Origin of the sequence: Sphingobium algorifonticola (assembly GCF_004005485.1) — a bacterium.
GTDB classification, from domain to species: domain Bacteria; phylum Pseudomonadota; class Alphaproteobacteria; order Sphingomonadales; family Sphingomonadaceae; genus Sphingobium; species Sphingobium algorifonticola.
The window spans coordinates 146,933-171,866 of record NZ_RZUL01000005.1 but is presented as its reverse complement, the minus strand read 5'-3'; the positions used below and the strand labels follow the sequence as shown (position 1 = coordinate 171,866).

Here is a 24,934-nt window from a genome sequence, read left to right as displayed (position 1 = left end):
TGGAGCCTTGTCAACGGCCCGCGCTTGGGTCCAGATAACGGCTTTTACCGGGGGATCAACTTTGGCTTGGGATAGCGTGCGCGCATTGTTGGGCAGAGAGCGGAGCGCAGCCGCAGCGTCTTCGGCGAAGGGGCGTACGATCGACATCGGCTGGCTGCTCGATACCGACAAGGCACGGTTCATCTGGGAGGAGCCGCGCCGCAAAAAGCCGTCCGACCCGTCGCCCACTCATGCCAAGTCGGTGACCCTCTGTCCTTCGGTGCGCGATCATGAAGCGCGGACATTCGAAGTACCCTGTCCGATCGATGTCCGCCTTGCCTTTCGCAAGGACGAAAAGGGCCAGCCCGCGCTCAGCAATCTGGATGGCGACATGTCGGCGATCCGGGGGAAGCATCTCAACCAGATGCTGGCGATCGTCGCGCCGCGCGAATGGCGCCATCCCAACCGGCCGGTCATTCAGTTGATGACGCCTTATGTCTTCCTGTCCGATGAACCGGTGTGGATGACGCAGATTGAACCGATCGGTCGCTATCGGGCCGATCCGTGGCCCGGTGTGATGATCGGCGGACGCCTGCCCATCCATATCTGGCCCCGACCGATGATGTGGGCGTTCGAATGGCATGACGTCACCCGGCCGTTGGTTCTGAAACGCGGCGAACCCTGGTTCTCGCTGTTGTTCGAAACCATGGACCCGGCCCGCCCCTTCCGCCTGTTCGAAGCGGAACGCACGCCGGAGGTGATCGAGCATATGCAGGGGCTGTCGGCCGTCTCCAACTATGTCGACAAGACCTTCTCCTTGTTCAAGACGGCCCAGGCGCGCCGTCCGGCCAGATTGCTGGTCCGCAAAAGCCAGCCATCGGAAAACGAAGCGCCTGCCGCCTGAGTGAAACCGACCGCCCGATACGGCGCAGACTGCCCCTGTCGAGCTCGCACCGCTGACCGAACATGGCGCACGCGGCGACGAGACAGCCGTTGCTGTCGATCATCCTGTCCGGCGACAAAGCGGGCAATCGATCGCATGTGTTAGCAATCGCAGCACAATCGCGTCATTATGGGACAAAGCACGAACCTGGGCTGGTTAACAGCCCTTTACGGTTGACAGATATATGCATTAAGGGAATATTAAGCGTAATGGGACGCAAGCTCAGCTAAGCCCGAAAAACGGTCGCGCTGTCACAAAAACAAAAAGCAACTAAACGTTTCACATCGCTTCTTTCCCACACCCCCCTTTATCGAGGTTTCGGACTATGGCTCAGATTTTTGGCACTGAAGACGCGAACGACATTGACGGCACCGCCGGCAATGACATGATCTATGGCCGTGGCGGTGATGACATCATCGACGCAGGCGCAGGCAATGACGTCCTCTACGGCGGTGCCGGTAACGACACCCTGTACGGCGGTGAAGGCAACGACCAGCTGTCGGGCGGCGAAGGCGCCGACTACATGGTTGGTGGCGACGGTAACGACACTTACTATGTCGATAACATCGGTGACGAAGTCATCGAGTTTTCGAACGGCGGCATCGACCGTGTTGTCTCCTCGCTGGCAAATTATGCGCTCGACACCAATGCCGAGATCCTCGACCTGCTGGAAGGCGCTGGCAACATCAACGGCAGCGGCAACGATGCTGCCAACACTCTGCGCGGCAACAGCGGCAACAACCAGCTGCATGGTCGCGGTGGCAATGACACCGTTTACGGGCAGGGTGGCGATGACGTCATCAACGGCGGTGAAGGTAACGACCTTCTCGACGGCGGTGCCGGCGTAGACACCATTTCGTTCAAGACGACGGCAGCCGGCGGTGCGACCGTCGATCTGCTGATCACCAAGGCGCAGAACACTGGCTTCGGCCTGGACACCATCCGTAACTTCGAAAACATCGAAGGCACGGAATCCGCCGATACGCTGCTGGGTGACAACAACGCCAACGCGATCATCGGCCTTGGCGGTGACGACACCATCCGTGGCCGTGGCGGTGATGACACCATCACTGCCGGTTCCGGTGCAGACACCATCATCTTCGAAGCGGCTGCCCTGAACGGTGTTGATCGCATCCGTCAGTTCCAGTCGGGCGTTGACACGCTTCAGTTCTCGGCTGCCGACTATGACGCCAGTGCAACGCTGACCTACGGCACCGCTGCCGTCGGCGCAGGCGCACAGTTCATCTTCGACGATGCACTCGACAATCTGTATTACGACGCGGACGGTGCGGGCGGTGCGGATGCGATCTGGATTGCCACGATGGCAACCACCACGATCGTCGCTTCGGACATCGTCGTTATCTGATCTTCTTCTTCGGAAGAACGAAAAAGAGGGGGAAGTGGTCGCGGCCACTTCCCCTTTTTTAATGTGATCGATGTATTGGGGTTATAAACTCCCGATCGTTCACCTGTTCTATTCTGCTACAACTCTCATTATGCATGTTGACAATGCTTGTCGAATCCCATTTCGAAACATAATCATGTGTAAAACTACTTAGGATTTCGTTGCAAATACAAGAGACTGTGGCTTTCTCGCAAATGACAAACAGGGAGCATTTGCGATGACATACCTATCTTCCAGTTCCACAAAAACCAGTGCGCTGACCGGCACGTCCCTTTCGTCCCTTTTCGATGACCTGTTCGGCACGGTCACTGGCACCGAGTCTGCCAATACCTTGGAAGCCAAGTCCTTCTTCTTCTCCAAGGTCGATGGCCTGGGCGGGAATGACACCATCCGGGGCGGCGGTCTTCTCGATGTGCTGATCGGCGGCGCAGGCGTCGATACCGTCGCCTATGACAATGTCCATTGCGCGGTGACCGTCGATCTGGCGAAGACCGGATGGCAGTTCACCGGTGGCGGTCTGCTCGACAAGCTGTCCGGTTTCGAAAACATCATCGGGTCGAAGTATAACGATACGCTCTACGGCACATCAGGCGACAACCGCATCAACGGCGGCGCGGGCAAGGACAAGATGATCGGCCGCGATGGCAACGACTATTATTCGGTCGACAATGTCGGCGACAAGGTGATTGAACTGGCGAACGAAGGCACTGCCGATATCGTTCTCGCCTCGGTCGACTACATCCTGCCCGAGAATGTCGAGCGTCTGGCCATGTTCGGCACCGCGATTCGCGGCACGGGAAACGCGGCGGACAATCTCATCCGGGGCAATGCGCTGGACAACATCATCACCGGCGGCGGCGGCTTCGATCAGGTCTATGGCGACCTTGGTGCCGACACCTTCGTTTTCAATTATGCGAACGGCACCGACATCACGAAGGTCCATGACTTTGTGAGCGGCGTGGACACGGCCGCGCTCAAGGGCAGCATCTTTGGCCTCAGCGCCGGTGCGCTCGATGCCGACTATATCGTGTTCACCAGCACCGGCGCAGTCGCACCCGACGGCACCAACACTTTGTCGACCACGTCCAGCCACGGCCAATTCATATTCGACCGTTATCACAGCCTGTGGTGGGATGCCGACGGGTCGGGCAGCGGCAAGGCCGTGCTTGTCGGCAATTTTGGTGCGACGACGCTCGATATCGACGATTTCGTGGTGATCTGACGGAAAGGCGCAATCCGGTGCGGACGGGGCTTTGCTATTGGCACACCATGGCCACGCCCTGCCTGCCCCGGATGCCTCTGCCTTGGCGTGACGGCAGGCTGACGCTCATCCTGCCGCATTCGCACGCCCGGCTTCATCAAGCTTAAACCGATGGTCGCATAATCGCTGTAGAAGCGCCGGTGGAAATATGGTTAAATCACGCTATTGCAGCGCGAATTGCCAGCCAGCCGTCGAAATGTCCAAATAAGGGTGCAGTTGTGCGACCTTATGGAGTAAAGCTGCGACGGACGGGAGAAGTTGACGTTTATGGCTGAGATGCCGGGGGAAAAATCTGAGCTGGCGCAGGCGCTGGCCAGATATAAATCGACATTCATTGTCGTCGCAATCGTCAGCGCCGTCCTCAACATTCTGTTGCTGGGCGGCTCGATCTACATGATGATGGTCTATGACTCGGTCCTGCCCAGTCACAGCATTCCGACATTGTTCGGTCTGCTCATCATGATCATCATCGTTTACCTGTTCCAGGCGATGTTCGAATGGGTGCGCGGTCGCATGCTCGCCGAAGTGGCGACAGGGCTGGACCGTTCCCTGTCTACTCGTGTGCAGCGCGCCATCGCGGATGCCCGGCTCAAGGGCGCGCGCATGCCTGGTGACGGATTGATCGCCATGCGCGACCTTGACCAGATTCGCAACTTCCTGGGCGGTGCCGGTCCGCAGACGCTGATCGATCTGCCCTGGGTGTTCTTTTTCCTCGCCATCCTGTTCATGCTGCATGTCTGGCTGGGCGTCACCGCGCTGGTCGGTACGCTGGTGCTCCTCGCCCTCACCTTCGCGACGGACCGGGCCTCACGCAAGCCGACGCTGGCGCTGACGCAGATCGGATCGGTGCGCAACGGCATGGCGGAAAACAATCTGCGCCATATAGAGATTTTGCAGGCACTGGGGATGCGGGAACGCCTGACGCGGCGCTGGGAATCGAGCAATCTGAGCTATATCGATGCCAACAATGCGCTGGCCCGCACCGTTGCTGTCTATGGCGGTGCCAGCAAGGTATTTCGTCTGTTCCTGCAATCGGCCGTGCTGACCGTGGGTGCCTTGCTGGTCATCGACGGGAAGGCGAGCGGCGGCGTCATTTTTGCTTCGTCGATCCTCGCCGGGCGCGCTCTCGCCCCGGTCGATCAGTCGATTGCCAACTGGCGCGGCTTCACGGCCGCACGGCAAGGCTGGAAGCGCCTGAACGAGCTGCTGCGTCGCCTGCCCCCCCCGCCAGAAAGCGCCGTCGTCCTGGCCCCGCCCGACAGCAGCCTTGCCGTCCAGCAGCTTGCCGTCGTCCCGCCGGGATCGCAGTCGGTCGCGGTCCAGGGCGTAAGCTTCACGCTTAATGCGGGTGATGCGCTGGGGATCATCGGGCCGAGCGCGGCTGGCAAGACATCGCTGGGCCGGGCGCTGATCGGCGTATGGCCCGCTGCGCGCGGCACAGTGCGGCTCGACGGCGCGACCATCGATCAATGGGACTCTACGCAATTCGGCCAGTTCATCGGCTATCTGCCGCAGACTGTTGAACTCCTGGACGGCACCATTGCGGAAAACATTGCACGGTTTGAGGAAAATGCGCCGTCGCAGGCCATCATAGACGCCGCAAAGGCCGCGGATGTTCACGACATGATCGTGCGCCTGCCCAGAGGCTATGACACGCCGGTCGGGGCTGACGGGGCGGAGCTTTCAGCCGGGCAGCGACAACGAATCGGTCTCGCCCGCGCCCTGTATCGCGATCCCTTTCTCGTGATGCTCGATGAACCCAATTCCAATCTCGATTCGGAAGGCGAAGCGGCGTTGCAATCGGCTGTGGCGGCGGTGAAGGCACGCAAGGGCATCGTCATCGTGATCGCGCATCGTCCGGCCGCCATCGCGCTGGTGGATTACATTCTGTTCCTGCGCAACGGTGTGATGGAAGTGTTCGGACCGCGCGACGAAGTGCTCAACAAGACCGTCAGCCTGCCCAACAAGGCGACCAAGACCAAAGCACCGCCGAAAATCGACAAGGCGGCAACCGATAAGGGTGCGGCCACAGACGAACCGGCGGCAGCAAGCGAACAGCCCGCCACGAGCGAACAGGAAACGCAATGATGTCGACGTCCCTCATTCAGATCGATAGCGGGCAGGATATCGTCCCTTACGCGGACGATCCGGACGTCAGCCTGCGTCGTAACATGCGCTTCGCCCTGATCGCGGTCGTGGTGCTCATTTTCGGCCTCGGCGCAGCGGCCGTCCTCGTGCCCATCGGCGGCGCCGTGCTCGGCGGCGGCAAGGTGAGTGTGGAAAGCCGTGTGAAGCGCATCGCGCATCCGGCCGGTGGCATCATTACGCAAATCTACGTCGAAAACGGCGACAAGGTGAACAAGGGTGATCCGCTGATCCGCTTTGACGACACCGTCTCGGGTGCCGATGCGCAGCTTTCCACCCTGACCGTCGATCAGTTGCTGGCGCAGCGGGCACGGCTGGAGGCCGAACGGCTGGGCAGTCCCGTCCTGCGCTTTCCGCCCGAACTGACATCCCGGAAGGATGCTGGCGCGCAGAAAGCGATGGCCGACGAAATGAAGCTCTTCACCATTCGCCGTAGCGAAAGCGCGGGCATCATCGCGCAGCTTCGCGCCCGGATGGTCCAGTATATGCGCCAGATCGACGGATATAATGCGCAGATCGCGGCCCTCGACAAGCAACAGGCGCTGATCCAGCCCGAGCGGCAGGGTGTGCGGGAGTTGTGGGAAAAGGATCTCGTCACGATCAACCGCCTGAACCAGCTCGAGCGGACATCAGTCGATATGGAAGGCAATGTCGCGGCCCTGCGCGCCACCATCGCGCAGACGCAGGCCCGCATCAGCGAGGCGCAGGAGCAGATCATCCAGCTTTCGGAAGCCCGCCGGTCGGAAGCAGGCACGCAACTGGCGCAAGTCAACACCGTGTTGAACCAGCAGCAGGTCCGCAGCGTTTCGGCAGGCGATCTTCAGGACCGCAGCCTGATGCGCGCGCCTTATTCCGGCACTGTCGACAAGCTGGCGTTCAGCACCATAGGCGATGTCGTGAAACCCGCCGAAACCATCATGGAAATCGTGCCCGACAATGATCGACTGATCGTGGAAGCGGCGATCAGCCCCACCGACGTCGATCAGGTGCGCGCGGGCCAGCAGGCGCGGATCCGGTTCACGGCGTTCAACATGACGACCACGCCGGAGTTCGACGGAAAGGTGCTCAACGTTGCCGCGGAGCGGACGACCGAACCCGAATCGGGGAACAGTTTCTTCATGGTCCGTATTGAAATCGCTGGCGAAACCGATAGCAGCGCCAAAAAACTGGCGCTGCGCCCCGGCATGCCTGCGGAAGTCTATATCGAAACAGGCAGCCGATCGATGCTGTCCTACCTGACCAAACCGTTGCGGGACCAGTTGCAGCGGGCATTCAGGGACAATTGATTGCGGGTTCGCGGGGCGGCGGACCGGATGACAATGTGGGGGAACGGAATGATGACGCGAACGGGGTTGTGCAGGACGGCAGGCGCGCTGTTGCTCGCGGGGGTGGCCTGGCCCGCCCTTGCGCAGGATGATCGGGTGCCCGCGCCCCGCGCCGCGCCGATGGTATTCGCGCCGGTAACGCCTCGCGAACTGGCCACGGGACCGGACAGCCCCGATATGCAGCGTGAAGTCCGCGACCTGCGCGAGGCGATACGGCTCACTTATTGGGGTAACCCGACGATCCTTTCGCAGCGCGCGACGGTCCGCTCCACCGACAATCGCTATCCTGCGGCGCGTGCGGCCTACGGCCTGACGCTCAGCGCAGAAGCGACGCATGGCTATCAACGTGATCGCGTCCAGACGCCGCCGGCGGGTTTCGTCGGATCGCAGGGCTGGTCAACCGTCGCGACTGCCATTCTCAACCAGCCGCTGTTCACCTTCGGCCGGGCGTCCGGCGGCGAAAAGGTCGCACTGGCGCAGATCGCCTTCGCGCGTGACACGCTGAGGCTCAACGAAACACAGACTCTGCTGGGCGCGATCACGGCCTATATCTCCGTGATTCGCGATCGGCAGGCCGTCTCCATCGCCCGGCAGAACCTGGCGCTGCTCGATCGCCAGCTCGGCGACAGCCGCGAGCGGTTCCGCGTCCGTGAAATCACCTCGTCCGACCTTCAGCAGATCGAGACTCGTGTCGAGCTTGGCCGCGCCCAGCTTATCCAGGCCGAAGGACAGCTCGGCGCGACGGAGGCGCAATTCGTACAACTCGTGGGCGCACAGCCCGGCGATCTGGCATCGCCCGACGCGCTCGTCATTCCCGTCGCCTCGCTCGAACAGGCTTATGACACCAGCGATACGCGCAGCCCCGTCATCCGCGCCGCGCAATCGCGTGAGAAAATCTCGCGCGCTACGGTTCAGGCTTTGAAGGCCGAGTTCGGCCCGCGCATCGATGCGCGCGGCACGGCGACCTACGACGCCGTATCGCCTTATTCGAATAACCTGCGCACCACCCAGCTTCGGGGCGAAATCGTGCTCTCGATGCCGCTGCTCGATGCCAATCTGCGCCTTTCGCGGCAGCGGGAGGCAGAACAGGCCAATGCCGCGGACTGGCGCCTGATCGATCAGGCGGTGCGTGATGCCCATGCATCCATCGCATCGAACTGGAAGCAGATGGCCGCCTCACGCGCCGCCCTCGATAATTTTCAGCTGGCTATCGACGCTGCGCAAAAGGCCTATGATGGCGCGGTGATCCAGGAAAAGGCCGGGGCGCGGACGACGCTCGACGTCCTCGATCTCGCGCGCGATCTGTTGAACGTGCGCAACAGCTATAACGCCGCTCTGGCGAACGAATATATCGGTCGCGCCAATGTGCTCGCCGCCATGGGTCTGCTTGAGGCGCCCGAGCTGGTGCCGGATATCGATCGTTATGATCCGGCCATTTATTACGATCAGGTCGATGGCAGGGGCGATCTGCCACTTGTTACAGACGTCTTGTTCGGCCTGGATCGTGCCGTCAGCGGGCAGGTTTCCACCGATCGCGCGATCGTCGATCCGGGTGCGCAGGTCCGGGTGACCGAAACGCGGCCCCTGCCACCACCCAGACAGCCCTGAAGGCCGCATACAGAAACGGCTTCTCTAATGGCCGGTCGCGTTGCATAGGGTGCGGCGTCACATTGCCGTGGAGAAGATCGTGATTACCCCGCGTCGGGCCACCAGAGCTGCTGGTAAATGGATGTCGCGCGCCGTGCTCGCCGTGCGCGCGACGGCTGGATCGCCGCGTTCGCATGCCTGCCCGGCCTGCGGCACGGCCATCGTCGGTTTTTTTCGTTATGGCGCCAATCCTTCATGGGGCTGCCCGGCGTGCGGTGCATCGCCGCGCCAGAGGCTCGTCTGCTGGCTGATCGACAATGACGTGCTCACCGTGCCGAACGAAGCGAGGGTGCTGCATATCGCGCCGAGCGAACAAGGGCTTGTGCAACGATTTCAGGCCCGGGCGACCGACTATGTGCCCGCCGACCTGCATCCTGAAGTCTACGCCCTGCCCGGCGTCGTGAAGCTCGACCTGATGCAACTGGCCGATCGCGATCGCTTCGACATCATCTACGCCAGCCATGTGATGGAGCATGTCGCCGATGACGCACATGTCCTCGCCAATCTGCATGCGGCGCTGAAGCCCGGCGGTGAAGCATGGCTGATCGTCCCGTTATGGGACAGGCCGACTGAGGATGGCAGCTATGCGATGCCCGCGCGGGAGCGGGAGCGTCGCTTCGGCCAATGGGATCATGTGCGGCAATATGGGATGGACTTTGCGGACCGCATCGCAGCCGTCGGGTTCGATGTCGCCTTGATCGATGCAAAGCCGATCGACGCGCAGACCGGCGGCCGCCATGCCCTGGACGATGTCGTGTTCCGGGCGCGCAAGCCCCGATAAAGCGGCTATCGAGCGGTCGCGTGACATTCGCGCACGCAACCCCTATGTGCGCGCGATCATGGCAACGACATTTCCCCCCGCGCCGAAGGTCGGCATGGTCTCGCTTGGCTGTCCCAAGGCACTGGTCGACAGCGAGCGGATCCTGACCAAGCTGCGCGCCGACGGCTATCAGATGTCGCCCGATTATGCCGGGGCCGACGTCGTTCTCGTCAATACCTGCGGCTTCCTCGATTCCGCAAAGGAGGAATCGCTGGAGGCGATCGGTGAGGCCATCGCGGAGAACGGTCGCGTCATCGTCACCGGCTGCATGGGGAACGAGGCGGCGATGATCCGCGCGCGTTTCCCTTCGGTTCTCGCCATCACCGGCGCCCATCAATATGAGGCTGTGGTGCATGCGGTGCACGAAGCATCGCCGCCGGTTCCCAATGCCTTCGTCGATCTCGTGCCCGAAGGCGGCCTGAAGCTCACGCCCCGGCATTACAGCTATCTGAAGATTTCCGAAGGCTGCAACCATCGCTGCGCCTTCTGCATCATCCCGTCGCTGCGAGGTGATTTGGTCTCCCGCCGCATCGACGCCGTCCTGCGGGAGGCAGAGAAGCTCGTCGCCGCAGGGACCCGGGAACTGCTCGTCATCAGCCAGGACACCTCGGCTTATGGCGTCGATACCCGGCATGAGGCCCGCGCGTGGAAGGGCCGCGACGTCCGCGCGCACATGACGGACATGGCGCGCGAACTGGGTCAGTTGCGCACGGCGGATGGGCGCGCGCCCTGGGTGCGCCTCCATTATGTCTATCCCTATCCGCATGTCGATCAGGTCATCCCGCTGATGGCCGAAGGGTTGCTCACGCCCTATCTCGACATACCCTTCCAGCATGCCGCACCCGATGTGCTGCGGCGGATGAAGCGCCCCGCCAACGATGCCAAGGTGCTGGAGCGGGTGAAGAACTGGCGCGCGATCTGTCCGGACATCGCGATCCGCTCATCGTTCGTCGTCGGCTTCCCGGGCGAGACGGAATCCGATTTCCAGTATCTGCTCGACTGGCTGGATGAAGCGCAGCTGGATCGTGTCGGCGCATTCCGCTTCGAGCCGGTCGAGGGCGCAGCGGCGAACGCCCTGCCCGACCCGGTGCCCGAGGATATCAAGGAAGACCGCTTTCAGCGGATCATGGCCAAAACTGCCGCCATCTCCGCGGCAAAGCTGCAAGCGAAGATCGGGCGCACCATAGCGGTCATCATCGACGAAGTGGGGGAACCGGACGAGGAAGACGGCAGCATCGGCGCGACCGCCCGCAGTCAGGCCGATGCGCCCGAAATCGACGGTAATGTCTTCCTGCGCGACACGACGGGATTGAAGGCAGGCGACATCATCGACGTCATTATCGAGGACGCGGACGATCACGACCTCTTCGGCGTACCCGTTACGGCGCGCTGAAAGCGTCGCGGAACGCCGGTTTCATGGCGGCGATCAACGCGGCATCGACCGGCAGCGCAATGTCATAGGTCCCTTCCGAATAGGGCCCAGCTTCATAAGGTCCGATCACGATCAGCAGGCTGTCGATCGCCTTGCCATCGCGCGACGCGAAGATCAGACTTTGTTTCAAGGGATCGACGCAGCGGGTAAAGCCGTCGTCACCACGCATCACCGGGCCACCGCGCTTGGCCGCGCGTGCTGCATCCAGCGCAGCGCAGAAGCGCGCGCCTATCGCCTGTTGCAACGCTTCGGGTGACGTCGCCATCGCGATCACACCGGTTTCGCCGTTGCGCGCCTTGTCCCACATCAGCACCTTGTATCCGCTGTTGCCGTGCGCCCCGCCGGTGTAGAAATACAGCTCTCCCAGCAGCGCAAGCAGACGCGGCGTATCGGCCTTGACCGTCCAGGATGTCTGGCTGCTGTGGCGACGATAGGGATAGCCACTCTGTTTCGCAGCAGCTTCGTCTTCGCGCGCCATCGTTATGGCCGATGCCTGGGCGCGGGTGGCATCCTCGGTCAAACGCGCGGCGATGGCCGGAATCGCCGCCGCTTCGACGGGATAAGCATAAGCATATTCTAGCAGGTCGCTCGTCTCGGTAATGTTGAAAGCTTGTGCAGGGGGTGAGGGCGCGGGTGTCCGGGCAAACCGACTGGTATCGGGGACAGCCGCACTGCCCGGCGCAGCATTGCCCGGCGATGCCGCGGGTGAACAGGCCGCCAACGCCATCGCAACGCCGGCCGCGCCGACGGATGCCGCCCATAATCTCGTGAACATCCACGTCTCCTGTCGCATCGCCCCTTTCGGCGACCATAGACATGCCACCACCGGATTCAACGGCACCGCGCGGCGGGCGGCCGCGCCATTGCGATGACCCGCTTTGCTGCCTACACCGTCGATATGACCAACTTTGCCGATTATCTGAAAGCCGACACCGGCCAGCCTGCCCGCACCATCCATCTCGTCGATCCGCCGGGCTTCGAAACCTGGCTTGCGGCGCAGCCGGAACGGGCGCGCGTTGCCGTGGCGGCACAGAAGTTTACGGCGAAAGGCTATGAATATGCGATCATCCCCGGCGACCGCGCCGACGAATGGGCCGTTGTTTCGGGCGTCGCCAATGTTGCCGCGCTATCGAGCTGGTGCCTTGCAAAACTGGCCGAAGTCCTGCCTGCGGGCACATATCGGCTGGAGGGCGTAGGGACAGGCCCCGCGATGCTCGGCTGGCTGACCGGGCAATATCGGTTCGATCGCTATCGCCGCGAAGAACAGCCACAGGGGCCGCGCATCCTGCTGACGCAGGACGTGCGGCGTATCGAGCCGACCATCCTGCTCGCCGAAGCCGTTGCGCTGGTCCGCGATATGGTCAACACGCCTGCCGCCGACATGGGGCCGCCGGATCTGGAACAAGCCGCAGCAGCAATTGCTGCGACGCATGGTGCCCGCCTTGATGTGACGCAGGGGGATGCCCTCGCCAGCGGCTATCCCATGATCCACGCGGTCGGACGCGCTGCCGACCGCAGCTTTGCGCCACGCCTGATCGAGCTGACCTGGGGCGACCCGGCGCATCCCCGGATCGCAATCGTTGGCAAGGGCGTGTGCTTCGACAGCGGCGGGCTGGACATCAAGCCATCGGCCGGCATGCGTCTCATGAAAAAGGATATGGGGGGCGCGGCGCATGCGCTTGCCCTTGCGCGACTGGTGATGGCAAGCCGCCTGCCCGTGCATCTGCATGTCCTTGTACCCGCGGTGGAAAATGCGATCGGCGGCAACGCTTTCCGTCCCGGCGACATTCTTGCGACACGCAAGGGCATCAGCGTGGAGATCGGCAATACCGATGCCGAAGGACGCCTGGTTCTGGGCGACGCCCTGACCAAGGCCGCAGAGGCCGGACCCGAACTCATTCTGGATTTCGCGACGTTGACCGGCGCCGCGCGGGTCGCACTCGGGCCGGATCTGCCTGCGCTCTTTTCCAACGACGACAGCCTCGCGGACGGGCTGATCGCTGCAGGCAGCGCCTGCGACGATGCGCTCTGGCGTCTCCCGCTCTGGAGCGGCTATGGCGACATGCTCAAATCGGACGTTGCGGATATCAACAACGCCGGCGAAGGCGGATTTGCAGGCGCGATCACGGCGGCGCTGTTTCTCCAGAGATTCGTGCCGGACACGGTGCCCTGGGCGCATTTCGATACCTTTGCGTGGCGCGCCACGGCCCGGCCCGGCCGACCCAAGGGGGGCGATGCGCTGGGCCTCCGCGCGGCCTTCGCGCTGTTGCAGGGCCGCTACGGACGCACCGGATAATCCAAAATCGCAAGGTGGCGGAGCCGTTACGCAACCGGATGGGATGTTGCGCGTTTGGGGATCATGGAAGCTCAGGCAACAAAGACATCTCCGCAAGGCGAACGCCGCCCGTCCCCCGCGCTGGATCGATGGATGCAAACGCTGGTCGATTATGTCCGGTCGGGTGAGCCTGACCTGACCAACCGGCAAATGGCGCTGATGATGATGGTGTATGTCCAGCCGGGGCCACACACGGTGCGCGGCCTTGCCGATGCGCTCAACGTCTCGAAGCCGGTGATTACCCGCGCACTCAACAAATTGTCGGCGCTGAGCTATCTCCGGCGGGAGCGTGATGTTGCCGACCGGCGCAACATCTTTGTCGCGCGAACGGTCAAGGGGGCGGATTTCCTTGACGGGTTTGATGCTTTCATCGCAGGAACGCTCCGCGATGACCGAAGCAAAAACCGACATACGGAAAACCGACATTCAGGACGCGCAGCCTGATCCCATTCGTTTTCGGCTGCATGGGCGGTCTGTAACGCTGGACAAGCGCATACACGCCGTTCGTGGCGACCTTGCCGACCTCGCCCTGGCCGGTGTTCTCTTTTCCGCGCATTATGCGCGCGCCGTGGAAATGAGCTGCGTGATGCCCGGTGCCGGTGTCCGGGCGACTACCGCGCCCGGTGCGGAAACGGTAACGCAATTGCTGCGCGGCGAAATCTTTCACGTCCTCGACGTTACGGCCGAATGGGCATGGGGTTTCTGTCACCATGACGGCTATGTCGGCTATGTCCAGCGCGATGTGCTCGATTTGCGTGAAGAGGCGACGCATCGCATCACGGCCCATATGGCACCTGTGTTCGCCGAGGCGAACATCAAGGCGCGTATCGTCGATTGCTGGCCGCGCGGCTCGCTTTTCCCTGCGACCGTCGAAGGCGACTTCCTGGCCTGTCCGGAAGGCTTCGTCCACATCCGCCATGCCTGCGATGCGCAGCAGATGCAGACCGACTGGGTGTCTACCGCCGCAAGCTATATTGGACAGCCTTATGTCTGGGGCGGCCGCGGGCATCTGGGCGTGGACTGCTCGGGCCTCGTCCAGGTCGCGCTGGGGCAGGCCGGGCGCAAAGTGCCGCGCGACACCGATCTGCAACGGGAAAGCATCGGCGTGCAACTGCCTGAGGATGCGCCGTTGCAGCGGGGCGACCTGCTGTTTTTCCCTGGCCATGTCGGCATCATGGTCGACAGCGACAGCCTTCTGCATGCCAACGCGCACTGGATGGGGACGGTGGTCGAACCGCTTGCCGATGTCATCGCCCGGCTCGCGCCGCTGCATGCACAGCCGGTGCTTGCCCGGCGGAGGATCACGGCATGACAGTGCGCATATTCATCGATGGCGCGGCGGGGACGACCGGCCTCGAAATCCGCGAGCGACTGGCCGACAGGCCGGAACTCAACCTCACGGCGCTGTCGGATGCCGAACGCAAGGATGCAGACGCCCGCCGCCGGGCGCTCAACGCCGCCGATATCGTCATATTGTGCCTGCCCGACGACGCGGCGCGCGAAGCTGTCGCGCTGATCGACAATGATCGGACGAAGGTGATCGACGCGTCGACGGCGCATCGGGTGGCGCCCGGCTGGGTCTATGGCTTTCCCGAAGTAACGGGACGTGAGAGGGTCGCTGCGGCGCGGCGCGTCAGCAATCCGGGCTGCTATTCGACCGGTTTCATCGCGCTCGTCGCCCCGCTCGTAAAGGCCGGACTGATCCCGGCCGACTGGCCGCTCGCGTGCAACGCGGTGTCGGGCTACTCCGGCGGCGGCAAGGCGATGATCGCCGATTATGAAAGCGGCGGCACAACGTCAGCCTATGCAACCTATGCGCTGACGCTGACGCACAAGCATGTGCCCGAAATGCAGGCGCATTGCGGCCTAGCGGTCGCACCGATTTTCGCACCTGCGGTCGTGCCGCTGGTCCGTGGCATGATCGTGGACGTGCCGCTGCCGCTCGGTGTGATGCCCGGCACACCGTCGCCCGCCGCATTGCGCGCCGCGCTTGCCGATTTCCATCAGGGATCGCCGGTGGTGCGCGTGATCGCCAATCACGACGCGGCGACGCTGACCGTCGAACGCTGCGCAGGCAGCGACCGGCTTGACCTTTTCGTCTTTGCCAATGCCGACGGCACCCAGGCCCGCCTCGTCGCCGCGCTCGACAATCTGGGCAAGGGCGCAGCGGGTGCCGCGGTCCAGAATCTCAATATCATGGCCGGGCTGGAGGAAGCCGCCGGACTGCGGCTCTAGTGAATCGTGCCTATCGGCAGTTCGATGGACAGCAGCACGATCAGCCGCTCGATCTGCCGCCAGCGGCAGAAATGGATGTAATTGCCCTTATCGCGGCTGCGGTCGGCGCGGGCCACCGCTTCATAGGCCGCATCGTCGCCATAGCGATGCATGAGGTCGGCGGCATCGTCCACGCTGGCGCGGTCTGTCAGATAAGGTGTTTGCATCATGGCCCCTGTCATGGCCGGGTGAACCCCGGACGTTTGCGCTTGGGCCACAGGCGTGCAGACGCCGTGCCAGAACCGCCCGCCCGAGGACCTGTGCGGCATGCGAAGGTCAACAGGCCATTAGCCATTCGCCATAATGATACAGATGTCCCGTTCTGGCACCGCTGGCGTCCCGCGATGAACCGTGGCAAGGGGTTGCGATGACGACTTCCCCGAACAGGAACCCGACGGGTGCCGGTGCGATTATCGCGTTCCTCGCCATCGGCGGCGTGATTGGTGGCGGCCTGCTGGGCCAGCCGACGATCGGGCTACTTGCAGGCATTGCGGGAGGCGTCGGGATCGCTATCCTGCTGTGGTGGCGCGAGCGGCGGCGCGATCTGTAGGGAACCGCGGTTTTCTGCGGGTTTCAACGCCGCAACTTATGCAACTTTGCGACTTTCGACAGGCCGATCGTCAGGGTCATTGCAGGGCGGCGCTTTGCCTCCTAGATCAGGCGCATGAAGAAATATCTGCTGCTCGCCCTCGTCCTCGTCGCCGCCGCCGTTGGCGGCTTTCTGTATATGGCGCAGGGCGATACCGCACGGCTTGCGCCGGGTCAGGATGTCGGTCGCGAACCGCTCATCACCACCGCCCGGCGGGAAATCGTGCCGACGGTCAACATCGCGGACGTCGTCGGCTGGAAGGCGGGCGAGGCACCGCAACCGGCGCAGGGTCTAAAGGTCGCCCGCTTTGCCGAGGGGCTGGAGCATCCCCGCACGATCCTGCAATTGCCCAACGGCGACGTGCTGGTGGCTGAAACGAACAGCCCGCCACGCAAGATATCCGGCATAAAGGACCGGATCATGGGATTCTTCTTCGCCAAGGCCGGTGCGGGCGGCGCATCGCCCAACCGCATCACCCTGCTACGCGACGCCGATGGCGATGGTCGCGCCGAAGTCAAAACGCCGCTGCTCACCGGTCTCCATTCGCCTTATGGCATGGCACTCGTCGGCAACACGCTCTACATCGCTGACACGGACAAGCTGCTGGCCTTCCCCTACAATACCGGGGACACGAAGATCACTGCGGCACCCCGCAAGATCATGAACCTCCCGGCGCAGGGGCCCAATCACCACTGGACCAAGGGCCTGCTTGCCAGCCCGGACGGTCAGTTGCTCTATGTGTCGGTGGGGTCGAACAGCAATATCGGCGAGAATGGCCTCGATCTGGAGGCCAATCGCGCCAACATCCTCGAAGTCAATCTGACCAAGGGCGATTATCGCATATTTGCCAGTGGCCTGCGCAATCCGGTCGGTATGGGCTGGGAACCGAAGACCGGACAATTGTGGACGGTCGTCAACGAGCGCGACATGCTGGGCAGCGATCTGGTGCCAGATTATCTGACGCGCGTGGAGTTCGGCGGCTTCTACGGCTGGCCGTGGAACTACTGGGGCGGCTATGAGGATCGCCGCGTCCAGCCCGAACGGCCCGAACTGCGCGAATATACCCATCGCCCCGATTATGCCCTGGGGAATCATGTCGCGCCGCTGGGCCTCAGCTTTGCACAGACCGGCCTGGGTGCTCCCTTTACGAACGGTGCCTTTGTCGGCTTGCACGGCAGCTGGAACCGCAAGCCGGCCGCCGGATACAAGGTGATATTCGTGCCCTTCGGCGCTGACGGCCGACCGAACGGCAAGCCCATCGACGTCCTTTCCGCATTTCTGAATGCGCAGGGCGATGCGCGGGGACGCCCGGTGGATGTAACGGCAGATACGAAGGGTGCGCTGCTGGTGACCGATGACGTCGGCGGCAAGGTGTGGCGGGTCAGCAGATAGCCGATCGGCCGCGGTGACCCTAAAGCAGCCGCTTGCCCGCCCTGCCCGCCAGTTCCACGACATAATGCCAGGCCACGCGCCCCGACCGGCTGCCCCGCTGCGTCGCCCACTGCACCGCATCGAGCGGCACGAAATCCAGCCCGAACCGCGCGGCATAGCCCGCGACGATCGCCAGATAGGCATCCTGATCGAGATTGTGGAAACCCAGGCTGAGGCCAAAACGGTCGGAGAGCGCCAGCTTGTCGTCCACCACATCGCGCGGATTGATCGGGTCTCCCTGCTCCTCCAGAGACCGCGGCACCAGATGACGCCGGTTCGACGTCACATACAAGCGCACATTGGGCGGACGGGCCGTCGCGCCGCCTTCCAGCAACGACCGCAACAGGCGCACGTCCGCTCCCGCATCGTCAAAGCCAAGATCGTCGAGGAACAGGACGAACGGGCGGGTGCTGCCGCGCAGGAAGGCGAACAGGGCGGGCAGGCTGGCAAGCTGATCGGTCGCGCATTGCACCAGCGCGATGTCCGCGCCCTCCTGCTGCAACCGGCCGATCGCCGCCGCGACCGTTGCCGATTTCCCCGTTCCCCGCGCACCCCACAGCAACACATCATGCGCGGGCAATCCCGCTGCGTGGCGACGGCTGTTCTCGTACAGCCTGTCCTTCTGCGCATCGATGCCGCCAAGCAACGCGAAGTCGATCGGCGCAAAGGCAGCGACGGCGCGCATCGCCTGCCCGTCCCACACATAAGCAGGCCCGACTGCCATATCCACCGGTGGGATCGCGGGCGGCACATGATTTTGCACAAGCCGTTCCAGGGCATCCGCTATACGGGAAAGATGGAGGTCGGGCGGCTGATCGGTCATGCGAACGCCTCTATCGGGCACGCAGGCCGGTCGCAAGCGTAACGGTTCTGACGCTTTGGCCTTCTATGCGTGCGGCAGTAGAGCTATAGCGCGGGATCGTGACCATCTCCCAGCCTATCCAGACCACGCGGATCAGCCGCTATGATACCGCCGCGTTGCGTGAGGCCGCCGCCCTTATCCGCGCGGGGGAACCGGTGGCGGTCCCGACAGAGACAGTCTACGGGCTTGCCGCCGACGCGACCGACGACCAAGCCGTGGCCGCCATTTACGCGGCCAAGGGACGCCCGAGTTTCAATCCGCTGATCGTTCATGTCGCCGATCGCCCCATGGCGGAACGGATTGCGCTGTTCGCACCGGCGGCGCTCGCGCTGGCGAATGCCTTCTGGCCCGGCCCGTTGACGCTGGTGCTGCCGCTGCGCCCGGATGCCGGGATTGCGCCGCGCGTAACGGCCGGGCTGCCCACGATCGCGCTGCGCCTTCCCGCTCATCCTGCCATGATCGGTCTCATCCGGGAAAGTGGCAAGCCGCTGGCAGCACCCTCCGCCAACCGCAGCGGTGGCATTAGTCCGACGCGGGCCGAGCATGTGCTGGCCAGCATCGGCGGGCGCATTCGCATGATTCTCGATGCCGGGCCGACCAGCGAGGGTCTGGAATCGACGATCGTCGCGCCTGAAAACGACCGTATCCGCCTGCTTCGCCCCGGATCGATCACGGCCCAGATGCTCGAACGGGCATGCAATCTCCCTGTCGTGACCAGCGGCCCCGATGACGCGACGGCGAGCATTGAAGCGCCGGGGCAAATGGCAAGCCATTATGCGCCAGGCAAGCCGCTGCGCCTCGACGCGCTACAGGCCGAACGGGACGAATATCTGATCGGCTTCGGCCTGATGCCGTCGCACTATAATCTGAGCGCAGACGCCGACATCCGGGAAGCCGCCGCCAATCTGTTCGCGGCGCTGCATCTGGCCGATGCAAGCGCGGCCAGTCGCATCGCCATCGCGCCGATCCCGCACGACGGCATTGGGGCGGCGATCAACGACCGTCTGCGCCGCGCCGCTGCCTGACGCTTATCGGCCGCAATCGTCGTAACCAGCTTCGCGACACTGCCGTCGCCGTTCCTTGTCGGCCTTCTTGCGCTCCTTGCCTTCGCGCTCTTCCTGCTTGCGCATCTTGCGGCCGTAGTTGCGATCCGATTCGTCCTGGCTGGTCGTGGCCCAGTCGGCGGCCTGTGCGCCTGCCCGCACCGGCAGCGTCACGATATCGACAGCCGTTTTTGCGATGCAACCCGGCAGCAACAGCAGCGCAAGCGGCGTCAGGCAAAGCGGCGAGAAACGGCGATCTGGCTGGCGTTGCATTTGTAATGGCTCCCGAAACGATTTAATGCACCTGACGTACAGTCTGATGCTGCATCATCTGCTCGGGGGAACCATGCCATGAACAACATGAACCGCGCCATAGCGGAATTGATGGGAACCTTCTGGCTGGTATTCGGCGGCTGCGGCAGTGCCGTGATCGCGGCGGGCTTTCCCGATGTCGGCATCGGCCTGGTTGGCGTATCGCTGGCGTTCGGCCTGACGGTCGTCACCATGGCCTATGCCGTCGGCGGCGTTTCGGGGGGGCATTTCAACCCCGCGGTGACATTTGGCCTGTGGGCGGGCGGACGATTCCCGGCACGGGATATTCCGCTGTACCTTGCGGCCCAGGTCGCAGGCGGCATAGCCGCAGCGGCGGCGCTCTATGTCATCGCGAGCGGCGCACCGGATTTCGCGCTGCCCGTCAACGGCCTTGCCGCCAACGGCTATGGCGAGGGGTCGCCCGGCGGCTATGGCCTGGTTCCGGCGTTCCTTGCCGAAGTGCTGCTGACGTTCTTCTTCCTGTTCATCATCATGGGCGTGACCGGCAAGAATGCGGCGGTCGGCTTCGCGCCGCTGGCGATCGGCCTTGCGCTCACTCTCATCCACCTCATCTCGATCCCGGTGACGAACACGTCGGTCAATCCGGCGCGCTCAACCGGGCCAGCGTTTATCGAAGGCGGGCTGGCGCTGCAACAGCTCTGGCTGTTCTGGGTCGCGCCAATTCTGGGTGGCTTGCTCGGCGGCTTCACCCACAGGGTGCTGCACGCCGAATAAAGTCAAGGCACTTCACCCCGTCATGCTGACGAGGCAAGAATAGCCCTATGCCTCCAGCCGCTCGGCGAACTTCTTGTTCAGCTTCGCCAGCTTGGGCGGGATGACAGCCATGCAATAGGGGTTCTTCGTCCCTACCCTGTCCCAATATTGCTGATGATAATCTTCAGCGGGATACCATGTCGAAAGCGGTTCGATCGTCGTGACGATCGGATCGCGATGATCGGGCTGCGCACGGGCAATGGCCGCCTCAGCTTCGGCATGCTGCGTGGCGTCGTGCGGAAAGATCGCAGAACGATACTGTGTGCCCACGTCATTGCCCTGCCGGTTCAGCGTCGTCGGATCATGCGTCGCGAAATGAATATCCAGCAGGTCGCCAAAGCTGATGACATCGGGATCGAAAACGATGCGGATCGCCTCGGCATGGCCGGTCCGCCCGCTGCACACCTGTTCATAGGTGGGATCGGCAACGCTGCCGCCGATATAGCCGCTGGTCACCGAAGATACGCCTTTCAGCCGGGTATAGACGGCCTCCGTACACCAGAAGCATCCGCCCGCCAGCGTTGCGATTTCCTGCGCCATGCAAAGTCCTTGACTAGAGGGAACCCCAGACGCCCTAGATAGGACGCACAAGCGATCACACAAGCGACTGGCTTACCCAGCCGCCATCGCAGCGGCCGCTTTTGCTCGTTCCTCCGCCACCAGTTCCTTGCGGGAAAGCTTCCCCACCAGCGTCTTGGGCAACGCAATGCGGATTTCCACCGCGACCACCCGTTCATGCTTGCCAAGCTGCGGGTTAAGCCACGCCTTTAGCTGTTCCGCGTCAGGTGGCGTATCGCTCTCCGCCGCTTCGTCCTGGAGCGTGACGAATGCCTTGGGCGATTCGCCGCGATAGGCATCGGGAATGCCGATCACCAGCGCCTCCTTCACCGCCGGATGATGGTACAGGATCGTTTCGATCTGGCTCGGGAACACCTTGAACCCGCCGACCGAAATCATGTCCTTGAGGCGGTCGACGATCTTTACATAACCGTCCTCGTCGATCAGGCCGACGTCGCCCGTGCGCAGCCAGCGACCGACAAAGACTTCGGCATCGGCATCGGGCCGCTGCCAATAGCCCTTCATGATTTGCGGCCCGGAAAACAGCAGTTCGCCCGGCTCGCCATCCGGTGCGGGGCGGGTGGGATCCTCGCGATCGACGATCTTCACCAACGTGCCGGGCAGAGGCTGGCCGACGGTGCCCGTCTTGTTCAGCCCGGCATAGGGGTTGGAGCAGACCACTGGACTGCTCTCGGTCAGGCCATAGCCTTCGACCAGTTTCGCGCCCGTCGTCGCCTCGAACCGCTGCTTGACTTCAAGCGGCAGCGGCGCGCCACCGGATATGCAGGCCCGCAGCGAGGAAAAATCGATGTTGCGCGTCGCCGGATGATCCAGCAGCGCCTGATACATCGTCGGCACGCCGGGCAGCGACGTCGCCTCGGTACGCTGGATCGCGGCGAGCACCTGCACCGCATCGAACCGCGGCAGCATGACGATCTCACCCCCCATCAGGACGGTGCGATTGAGTGTGCAGGTGTTCGCGAAAACATGGAAGAAGGGCAGCACGCCGATGATCCGGTCGATGCCGGTGCCGGGCGCCTGCGGGTCGATCGCCTGGACCTGCCGCGCATTGGCGCTCAGGTTTTGATGCGTTAGCATCGCGCCCTTGGGCTGGCCGGTCGTGCCGCCGGTATATTGCAGCAGCGCCACATCTTCGGGATCGACCGCGACCGGTGCACAGCTGCCCTTGTTCGCGATCAGTTTGGAGAAAGCGATGACACGCTGATCGTGCGGCCGCTCGACTGTCTCGTCTTTCTTGAACATGCGGTACAAGATGGATTTGCCGGTCGGCAATGCCCCGGCGATCGATCCCACCACCAGCGTCTCCAGACTGCTGCTTTCCAGCACCTTGAGCGCCGTCGGAAGCAATGCCTTGGCGGACAGGGTGAAGAGGATTTTGGTCCCGCTGTCTTCCACCTGATGCGCCAGTTCAGCCGCCGTGTAGAGCGGCGAGAAATTGACGACCGTCGCCCCCGCCAGCATCGCGCCATAATAGGCTGCGACATAATGCGGCACATTGGGCAGGTACAGGCCGACCCGGTCCCCCTTTTTCAGCCCCATGTCCTGAAGGCCGCAGGCGACGCGACGCACGCCGTCGAGGCATTCGGCATAGCTGTATTTGCGACCCATGAAGTCGATGAGCGGTGCCCTGGGATGGGCAATGGCGCTATTGACGAACATGTCGGTCAGGGTCAGCGGCGGGAACGTCTGCTCCCACGGCGTCGGATGGTTATAATGCGTGGTCCACGCTGTGTTTTCGCTCTCCATTTACATGAATGTAAGTGGAGAAAATGACGCTGGCAATCGCGTAATATCGGCGGAAAGGCGTTCCATCGGGGCTGACAAAACAAAAGGCGCGATGCCGTAACGGCACCACGCCTCTATCAATTTCAGTGACCGTTCCTCAACCGGAACGGCGCTCTCAGACTTCGCTCTTGTTGCCGCTGAACGGATCGAGAATCGGGGTCGTCCCGTTGATGAAGGCGGCCTCGGCGGCTGCCGCGGATTCGGCCTGCAACGCTTCTTCCGCGCGACGGACATTGTCGTCGCGCTCGCGCCGCAGTTCCTCGATCAGTGCCGCCCTGTCGCCATCCAGACGCGAATCCGTCGGCGCTTCGATGCCGGCCTTCTTCGCCGCCTTCGCCACCAGCGCATCCAATTCCCGCTGCGAACAAAGGCCGAGAGTTACGGGATCCTTCGGCACGATGTTGGCAATGTTCCAGTGGCTGCGGTCGCGTATCGCCTGGATCGTGGTGCGCGTGGTGCCGATCAGATTGCCGATCGCACCGTCGGAGATTTCCGGGTGATTACGGATGATCCAGGCGATACCATCGGGCTTGTCCTGCCGCTTGGAGACAGGCGTGTAGCGTGGCCCCTTGGTACGGCGGACAGGCTCCGGGCCTTTCTGGATTTTAAGGCGATAATCGGGGTCGCTTTCGCCCTTGTGGATTTCCTCCATCGTCAGTTCGTGCGCGCGCACCGGATCGCGACCGGTATATTTGGTCGCAGCGGTGTCGTCCGCGATCGCCTGCACCTCAAGAATGTGAAGGCCGCAAAACTCGGCAATCTGGTCGAAGCTGAGGGCGGTATTGTCGACCAGCCAACTGGCGGTCGCATGGGGCATGAGCGGCTGGGACACGAAAGCTCTCCGAAACTGCAAACAATAAGGGCCGCCCCTTGCGGGACGGCCTGTGTAATTATTCTGTAGTCCAATCCGCCGGACACGGCAAGGGCAAGGAACGGGTGACCCCGGCACCCCGTCCGGTCAGGCAGCATCCTCGAGCATGGCGGGGGCCACCGGATGCAGGCCGGACAGAAACTGGCGCGCGCTCGCCTCCCAGCTGAAGCTGCGGCCATAGGCGGCGCAGGCCGCACGATCCTTTGTCAGTGCAAGGGCAATGGCATCATCCAGCGTTTCCGCGAGGTCGCCCGTTTCGCGCGTCACAATGTCGATCGGGCCCGTCACCGGATAGGCCGCCACGGGGGTGCCGCAGGCCAAGGCCTCGATCATCACCAGCCCGAATGTGTCGGTACGGCTGGGGAACACGAAAACATCGGCACCGGCATAAGCCCCTGCCAATGCCGCCCCGGACATCGGCCCTGCAAACAGCGCATCCGGGAAGGCCTGTTCCAGCGCCGCCCGTGCCGGACCATCCCCAACAATCACCTTCGTGCCGGGATGGCCGGACCGCAGAAAGGCCTCGAGATTCTTCTCAACGGCGATCCGACCGACATAAAGCTGAATTGGTCGCGGCAGATCCGCGAACATCGCAGGGGGGGAGGCATCGGGCGTGAATCCCGTCTGATCGACACCGCGCCCCCAGGGCCTCACCTGTGCGATGCCATGCGCCCGCAATTGCTCCCGCACCGATCGCGTGGATACCAGCACGGCCTGCGCCGGGCCATGAAACCAGCGGATGTACCGCCAGAACCACGCGGCGGGCAATCCGGTGCGCTTTGCCACATAGTCCGGGAAATGGGTGTGATAGGCGGTGGTGAACGGGACGGCATTGCGCAGGCACCAGCGCCGCGCCGCAAGGCATAACGGCCCTTCGGTCGCCAGATGCACCGCATCCGCGCCAAAGGTCGCAATCGCCCGCCCGATCGTGCGTGCGCGGGCCATCGCCAGGCGTATTTCGGGATAAGTGGGGCAGGGAATGGAGCCGAACTGGTCGGGTGAAATCACTCGCACTTGGTGCCCCATTCGCGTCAGCTGGGCACTGACGGACTGCAACGTCCGCACGACGCCGTTCACCTGCGGCGCCCAGGCATCGGTGACGATCACGACCCGCATGAGGCG

Annotated in this window: 24 protein-coding genes; 16 read left to right on the top strand and 8 right to left on the bottom strand. The window is 63.1% G+C overall.

What is annotated here, in order from left to right; genetic code table 11:
* Positions 1 to 76 precede the first annotated feature (76 nt).
* The 8 genes from ENE74_RS14260 (at position 77) to rimO (ending at position 10,918) form a co-directional block, all read left to right on the top strand.
* The gene (locus tag ENE74_RS14260) at positions 77 to 883 is read left to right on the top strand and encodes a hypothetical protein (RefSeq protein ID WP_206517722.1); all 807 of its coding nucleotides are present in this window, start codon (positions 77 to 79) and stop codon (positions 881 to 883) included.
* Positions 884 to 1,247: 364 nt separating this feature from the next.
* Entirely contained in the window at positions 1,248 to 2,288 is a 1,041-nt protein-coding gene (locus ENE74_RS14255) for a calcium-binding protein (RefSeq protein WP_127691596.1), read from the top strand.
* Between the two features lie 256 nt (positions 2,289 to 2,544).
* The gene (locus tag ENE74_RS14250) at positions 2,545 to 3,549 is read left to right on the top strand and encodes a calcium-binding protein (RefSeq protein ID WP_127691595.1); all 1,005 of its coding nucleotides are present in this window, start codon (positions 2,545 to 2,547) and stop codon (positions 3,547 to 3,549) included.
* A gap of 306 nt (positions 3,550 to 3,855) precedes the next feature.
* Entirely contained in the window at positions 3,856 to 5,676 is a 1,821-nt protein-coding gene (locus ENE74_RS14245; protein ID WP_127691594.1) for a type I secretion system permease/ATPase, read from the top strand.
* Entirely contained in the window at positions 5,673 to 7,019 is a 1,347-nt protein-coding gene (locus ENE74_RS14240; protein WP_127691593.1) for an HlyD family type I secretion periplasmic adaptor subunit, read from the top strand. The genes ENE74_RS14245 and ENE74_RS14240 overlap by 4 nt, the downstream gene beginning before the upstream one ends.
* Before the next feature lie 48 nt (positions 7,020 to 7,067).
* Positions 7,068 to 8,666, top strand: a complete 1,599-nt coding sequence (locus ENE74_RS14235; RefSeq protein ID WP_164847486.1) for a TolC family protein — start codon at positions 7,068 to 7,070, stop codon at positions 8,664 to 8,666.
* 79 nt (positions 8,667 to 8,745) lie between these two features.
* Positions 8,746 to 9,486 carry a class I SAM-dependent methyltransferase gene (locus ENE74_RS14230; protein ID WP_127691591.1) on the top strand — a complete coding sequence of 247 codons (741 nt, stop codon included), beginning with the start codon at positions 8,746 to 8,748 and terminating at the stop codon, positions 9,484 to 9,486.
* A 58-nt stretch (positions 9,487 to 9,544) separates the two neighbouring features.
* Complete coding sequence (gene rimO / locus ENE74_RS14225) at positions 9,545 to 10,918, top strand: 30S ribosomal protein S12 methylthiotransferase RimO (protein WP_127691590.1); 1,374 nt, start codon at positions 9,545 to 9,547, stop codon at positions 10,916 to 10,918.
* Here rimO and ENE74_RS14220 read toward each other — a convergent pair.
* Positions 10,905 to 11,732: a DUF4163 domain-containing protein gene (locus ENE74_RS14220; protein ID WP_127691589.1), complete on the bottom strand. Its 828-nt coding sequence runs from the start codon at positions 11,730 to 11,732 to the stop codon at positions 10,905 to 10,907. The genes rimO and ENE74_RS14220 overlap by 14 nt on opposite strands.
* 123 nt (positions 11,733 to 11,855) lie before the next feature.
* On the opposite strand from ENE74_RS14220, the gene ENE74_RS14215 reads away from it, so the two are divergent.
* The 4 genes from ENE74_RS14215 to argC all read left to right on the top strand — a co-directional run bounded on the left by ENE74_RS14215 (position 11,856) and on the right by argC (position 15,527).
* On the top strand, positions 11,856 to 13,253 hold the full coding sequence (locus ENE74_RS14215) for a leucyl aminopeptidase family protein (RefSeq protein WP_127691633.1): 1,398 nt from the start codon (positions 11,856 to 11,858) through the stop codon (positions 13,251 to 13,253).
* Between the two features lie 63 nt (positions 13,254 to 13,316).
* Positions 13,317 to 13,736, top strand: coding sequence for a MarR family winged helix-turn-helix transcriptional regulator (locus ENE74_RS14210; RefSeq protein ID WP_127691588.1), 420 nt, complete (start codon positions 13,317 to 13,319; stop codon positions 13,734 to 13,736).
* Positions 13,681 to 14,604 (top strand): C40 family peptidase, encoded by a 924-nt coding sequence (locus ENE74_RS14205; protein ID WP_241242013.1) that lies wholly within the window; start codon positions 13,681 to 13,683, stop codon positions 14,602 to 14,604. The genes ENE74_RS14210 and ENE74_RS14205 overlap by 56 nt, the downstream gene beginning before the upstream one ends.
* Positions 14,601 to 15,527, top strand: coding sequence for an N-acetyl-gamma-glutamyl-phosphate reductase (gene argC / locus ENE74_RS14200; RefSeq protein WP_127691586.1), 927 nt, complete (start codon positions 14,601 to 14,603; stop codon positions 15,525 to 15,527). The genes ENE74_RS14205 and argC overlap by 4 nt, the downstream gene beginning before the upstream one ends.
* On the opposite strand, the gene ENE74_RS14195 is transcribed toward argC, so the two are convergent.
* A complete protein-coding gene (locus tag ENE74_RS14195; RefSeq protein WP_127691632.1) occupies positions 15,524 to 15,733 on the bottom strand; it encodes a hypothetical protein in 210 nt (69 codons plus the stop codon). The two genes, argC and ENE74_RS14195, sit on opposite strands and share 4 nt — an antisense overlap.
* Positions 15,734 to 15,933: 200 nt before the next feature.
* Here ENE74_RS14195 and ENE74_RS14190 point away from each other — a divergent pair, with 200 nt between their 5' ends.
* On the top strand, positions 15,934 to 16,116 hold the full coding sequence (locus tag ENE74_RS14190; RefSeq protein ID WP_127691585.1) for a hypothetical protein: 183 nt from the start codon (positions 15,934 to 15,936) through the stop codon (positions 16,114 to 16,116).
* Between the two features lie 114 nt (positions 16,117 to 16,230).
* The gene (locus ENE74_RS14185) at positions 16,231 to 17,547 is read left to right on the top strand and encodes a PQQ-dependent sugar dehydrogenase (protein ID WP_127691584.1); all 1,317 of its coding nucleotides are present in this window, start codon (positions 16,231 to 16,233) and stop codon (positions 17,545 to 17,547) included.
* 19 nt (positions 17,548 to 17,566) lie between these two features.
* Here ENE74_RS14185 and ENE74_RS14180 read toward each other — a convergent pair whose 3' ends face one another.
* Positions 17,567 to 18,409: an ATP-binding protein gene (locus tag ENE74_RS14180; RefSeq protein ID WP_127691583.1), complete on the bottom strand. Its 843-nt coding sequence runs from the start codon at positions 18,407 to 18,409 to the stop codon at positions 17,567 to 17,569.
* Between the two features lie 98 nt (positions 18,410 to 18,507).
* On the opposite strand from ENE74_RS14180, the gene ENE74_RS14175 reads away from it, so the two are divergent.
* The gene (locus tag ENE74_RS14175; protein WP_127691582.1) at positions 18,508 to 19,473 is read left to right on the top strand and encodes an L-threonylcarbamoyladenylate synthase; all 966 of its coding nucleotides are present in this window, start codon (positions 18,508 to 18,510) and stop codon (positions 19,471 to 19,473) included.
* Between the two features lie 3 nt (positions 19,474 to 19,476).
* Here ENE74_RS14175 and ENE74_RS14170 read toward each other — a convergent pair whose 3' ends face one another.
* Positions 19,477 to 19,764 (bottom strand): hypothetical protein, encoded by a 288-nt coding sequence (locus ENE74_RS14170; protein WP_127691581.1) that lies wholly within the window; start codon positions 19,762 to 19,764, stop codon positions 19,477 to 19,479.
* 78 nt (positions 19,765 to 19,842) lie between these two features.
* On the opposite strand from ENE74_RS14170, the gene aqpZ reads away from it, so the two are divergent.
* Entirely contained in the window at positions 19,843 to 20,538 is a 696-nt protein-coding gene (aqpZ, locus tag ENE74_RS14165) for an aquaporin Z (RefSeq protein ID WP_127691580.1), read from the top strand.
* Positions 20,539 to 20,583: 45 nt separating this feature from the next.
* Here the strand turns inward: aqpZ and msrA are convergent, their stop codons facing one another.
* The 4 genes from msrA to ENE74_RS14145 all read right to left on the bottom strand — a co-directional run bounded on the left by msrA (position 20,584) and on the right by ENE74_RS14145 (position 24,928).
* A complete protein-coding gene (msrA, locus tag ENE74_RS14160) occupies positions 20,584 to 21,117 on the bottom strand; it encodes a peptide-methionine (S)-S-oxide reductase MsrA (protein WP_127691579.1) in 534 nt (177 codons plus the stop codon).
* A gap of 72 nt (positions 21,118 to 21,189) precedes the next feature.
* On the bottom strand, positions 21,190 to 22,902 hold the full coding sequence (locus ENE74_RS14155) for a long-chain-fatty-acid--CoA ligase (protein WP_127691578.1): 1,713 nt from the start codon (positions 22,900 to 22,902) through the stop codon (positions 21,190 to 21,192).
* Positions 22,903 to 23,056: 154 nt separating this feature from the next.
* Complete coding sequence (locus ENE74_RS14150) at positions 23,057 to 23,758, bottom strand: DUF1013 domain-containing protein (RefSeq protein WP_127691631.1); 702 nt, start codon at positions 23,756 to 23,758, stop codon at positions 23,057 to 23,059.
* A gap of 141 nt (positions 23,759 to 23,899) precedes the next feature.
* Positions 23,900 to 24,928, bottom strand: a complete 1,029-nt coding sequence (locus tag ENE74_RS14145) for a glycosyltransferase family 4 protein (protein WP_127691577.1) — start codon at positions 24,926 to 24,928, stop codon at positions 23,900 to 23,902.
* Between the last annotated feature and the right edge of the window lie 6 nt (positions 24,929 to 24,934).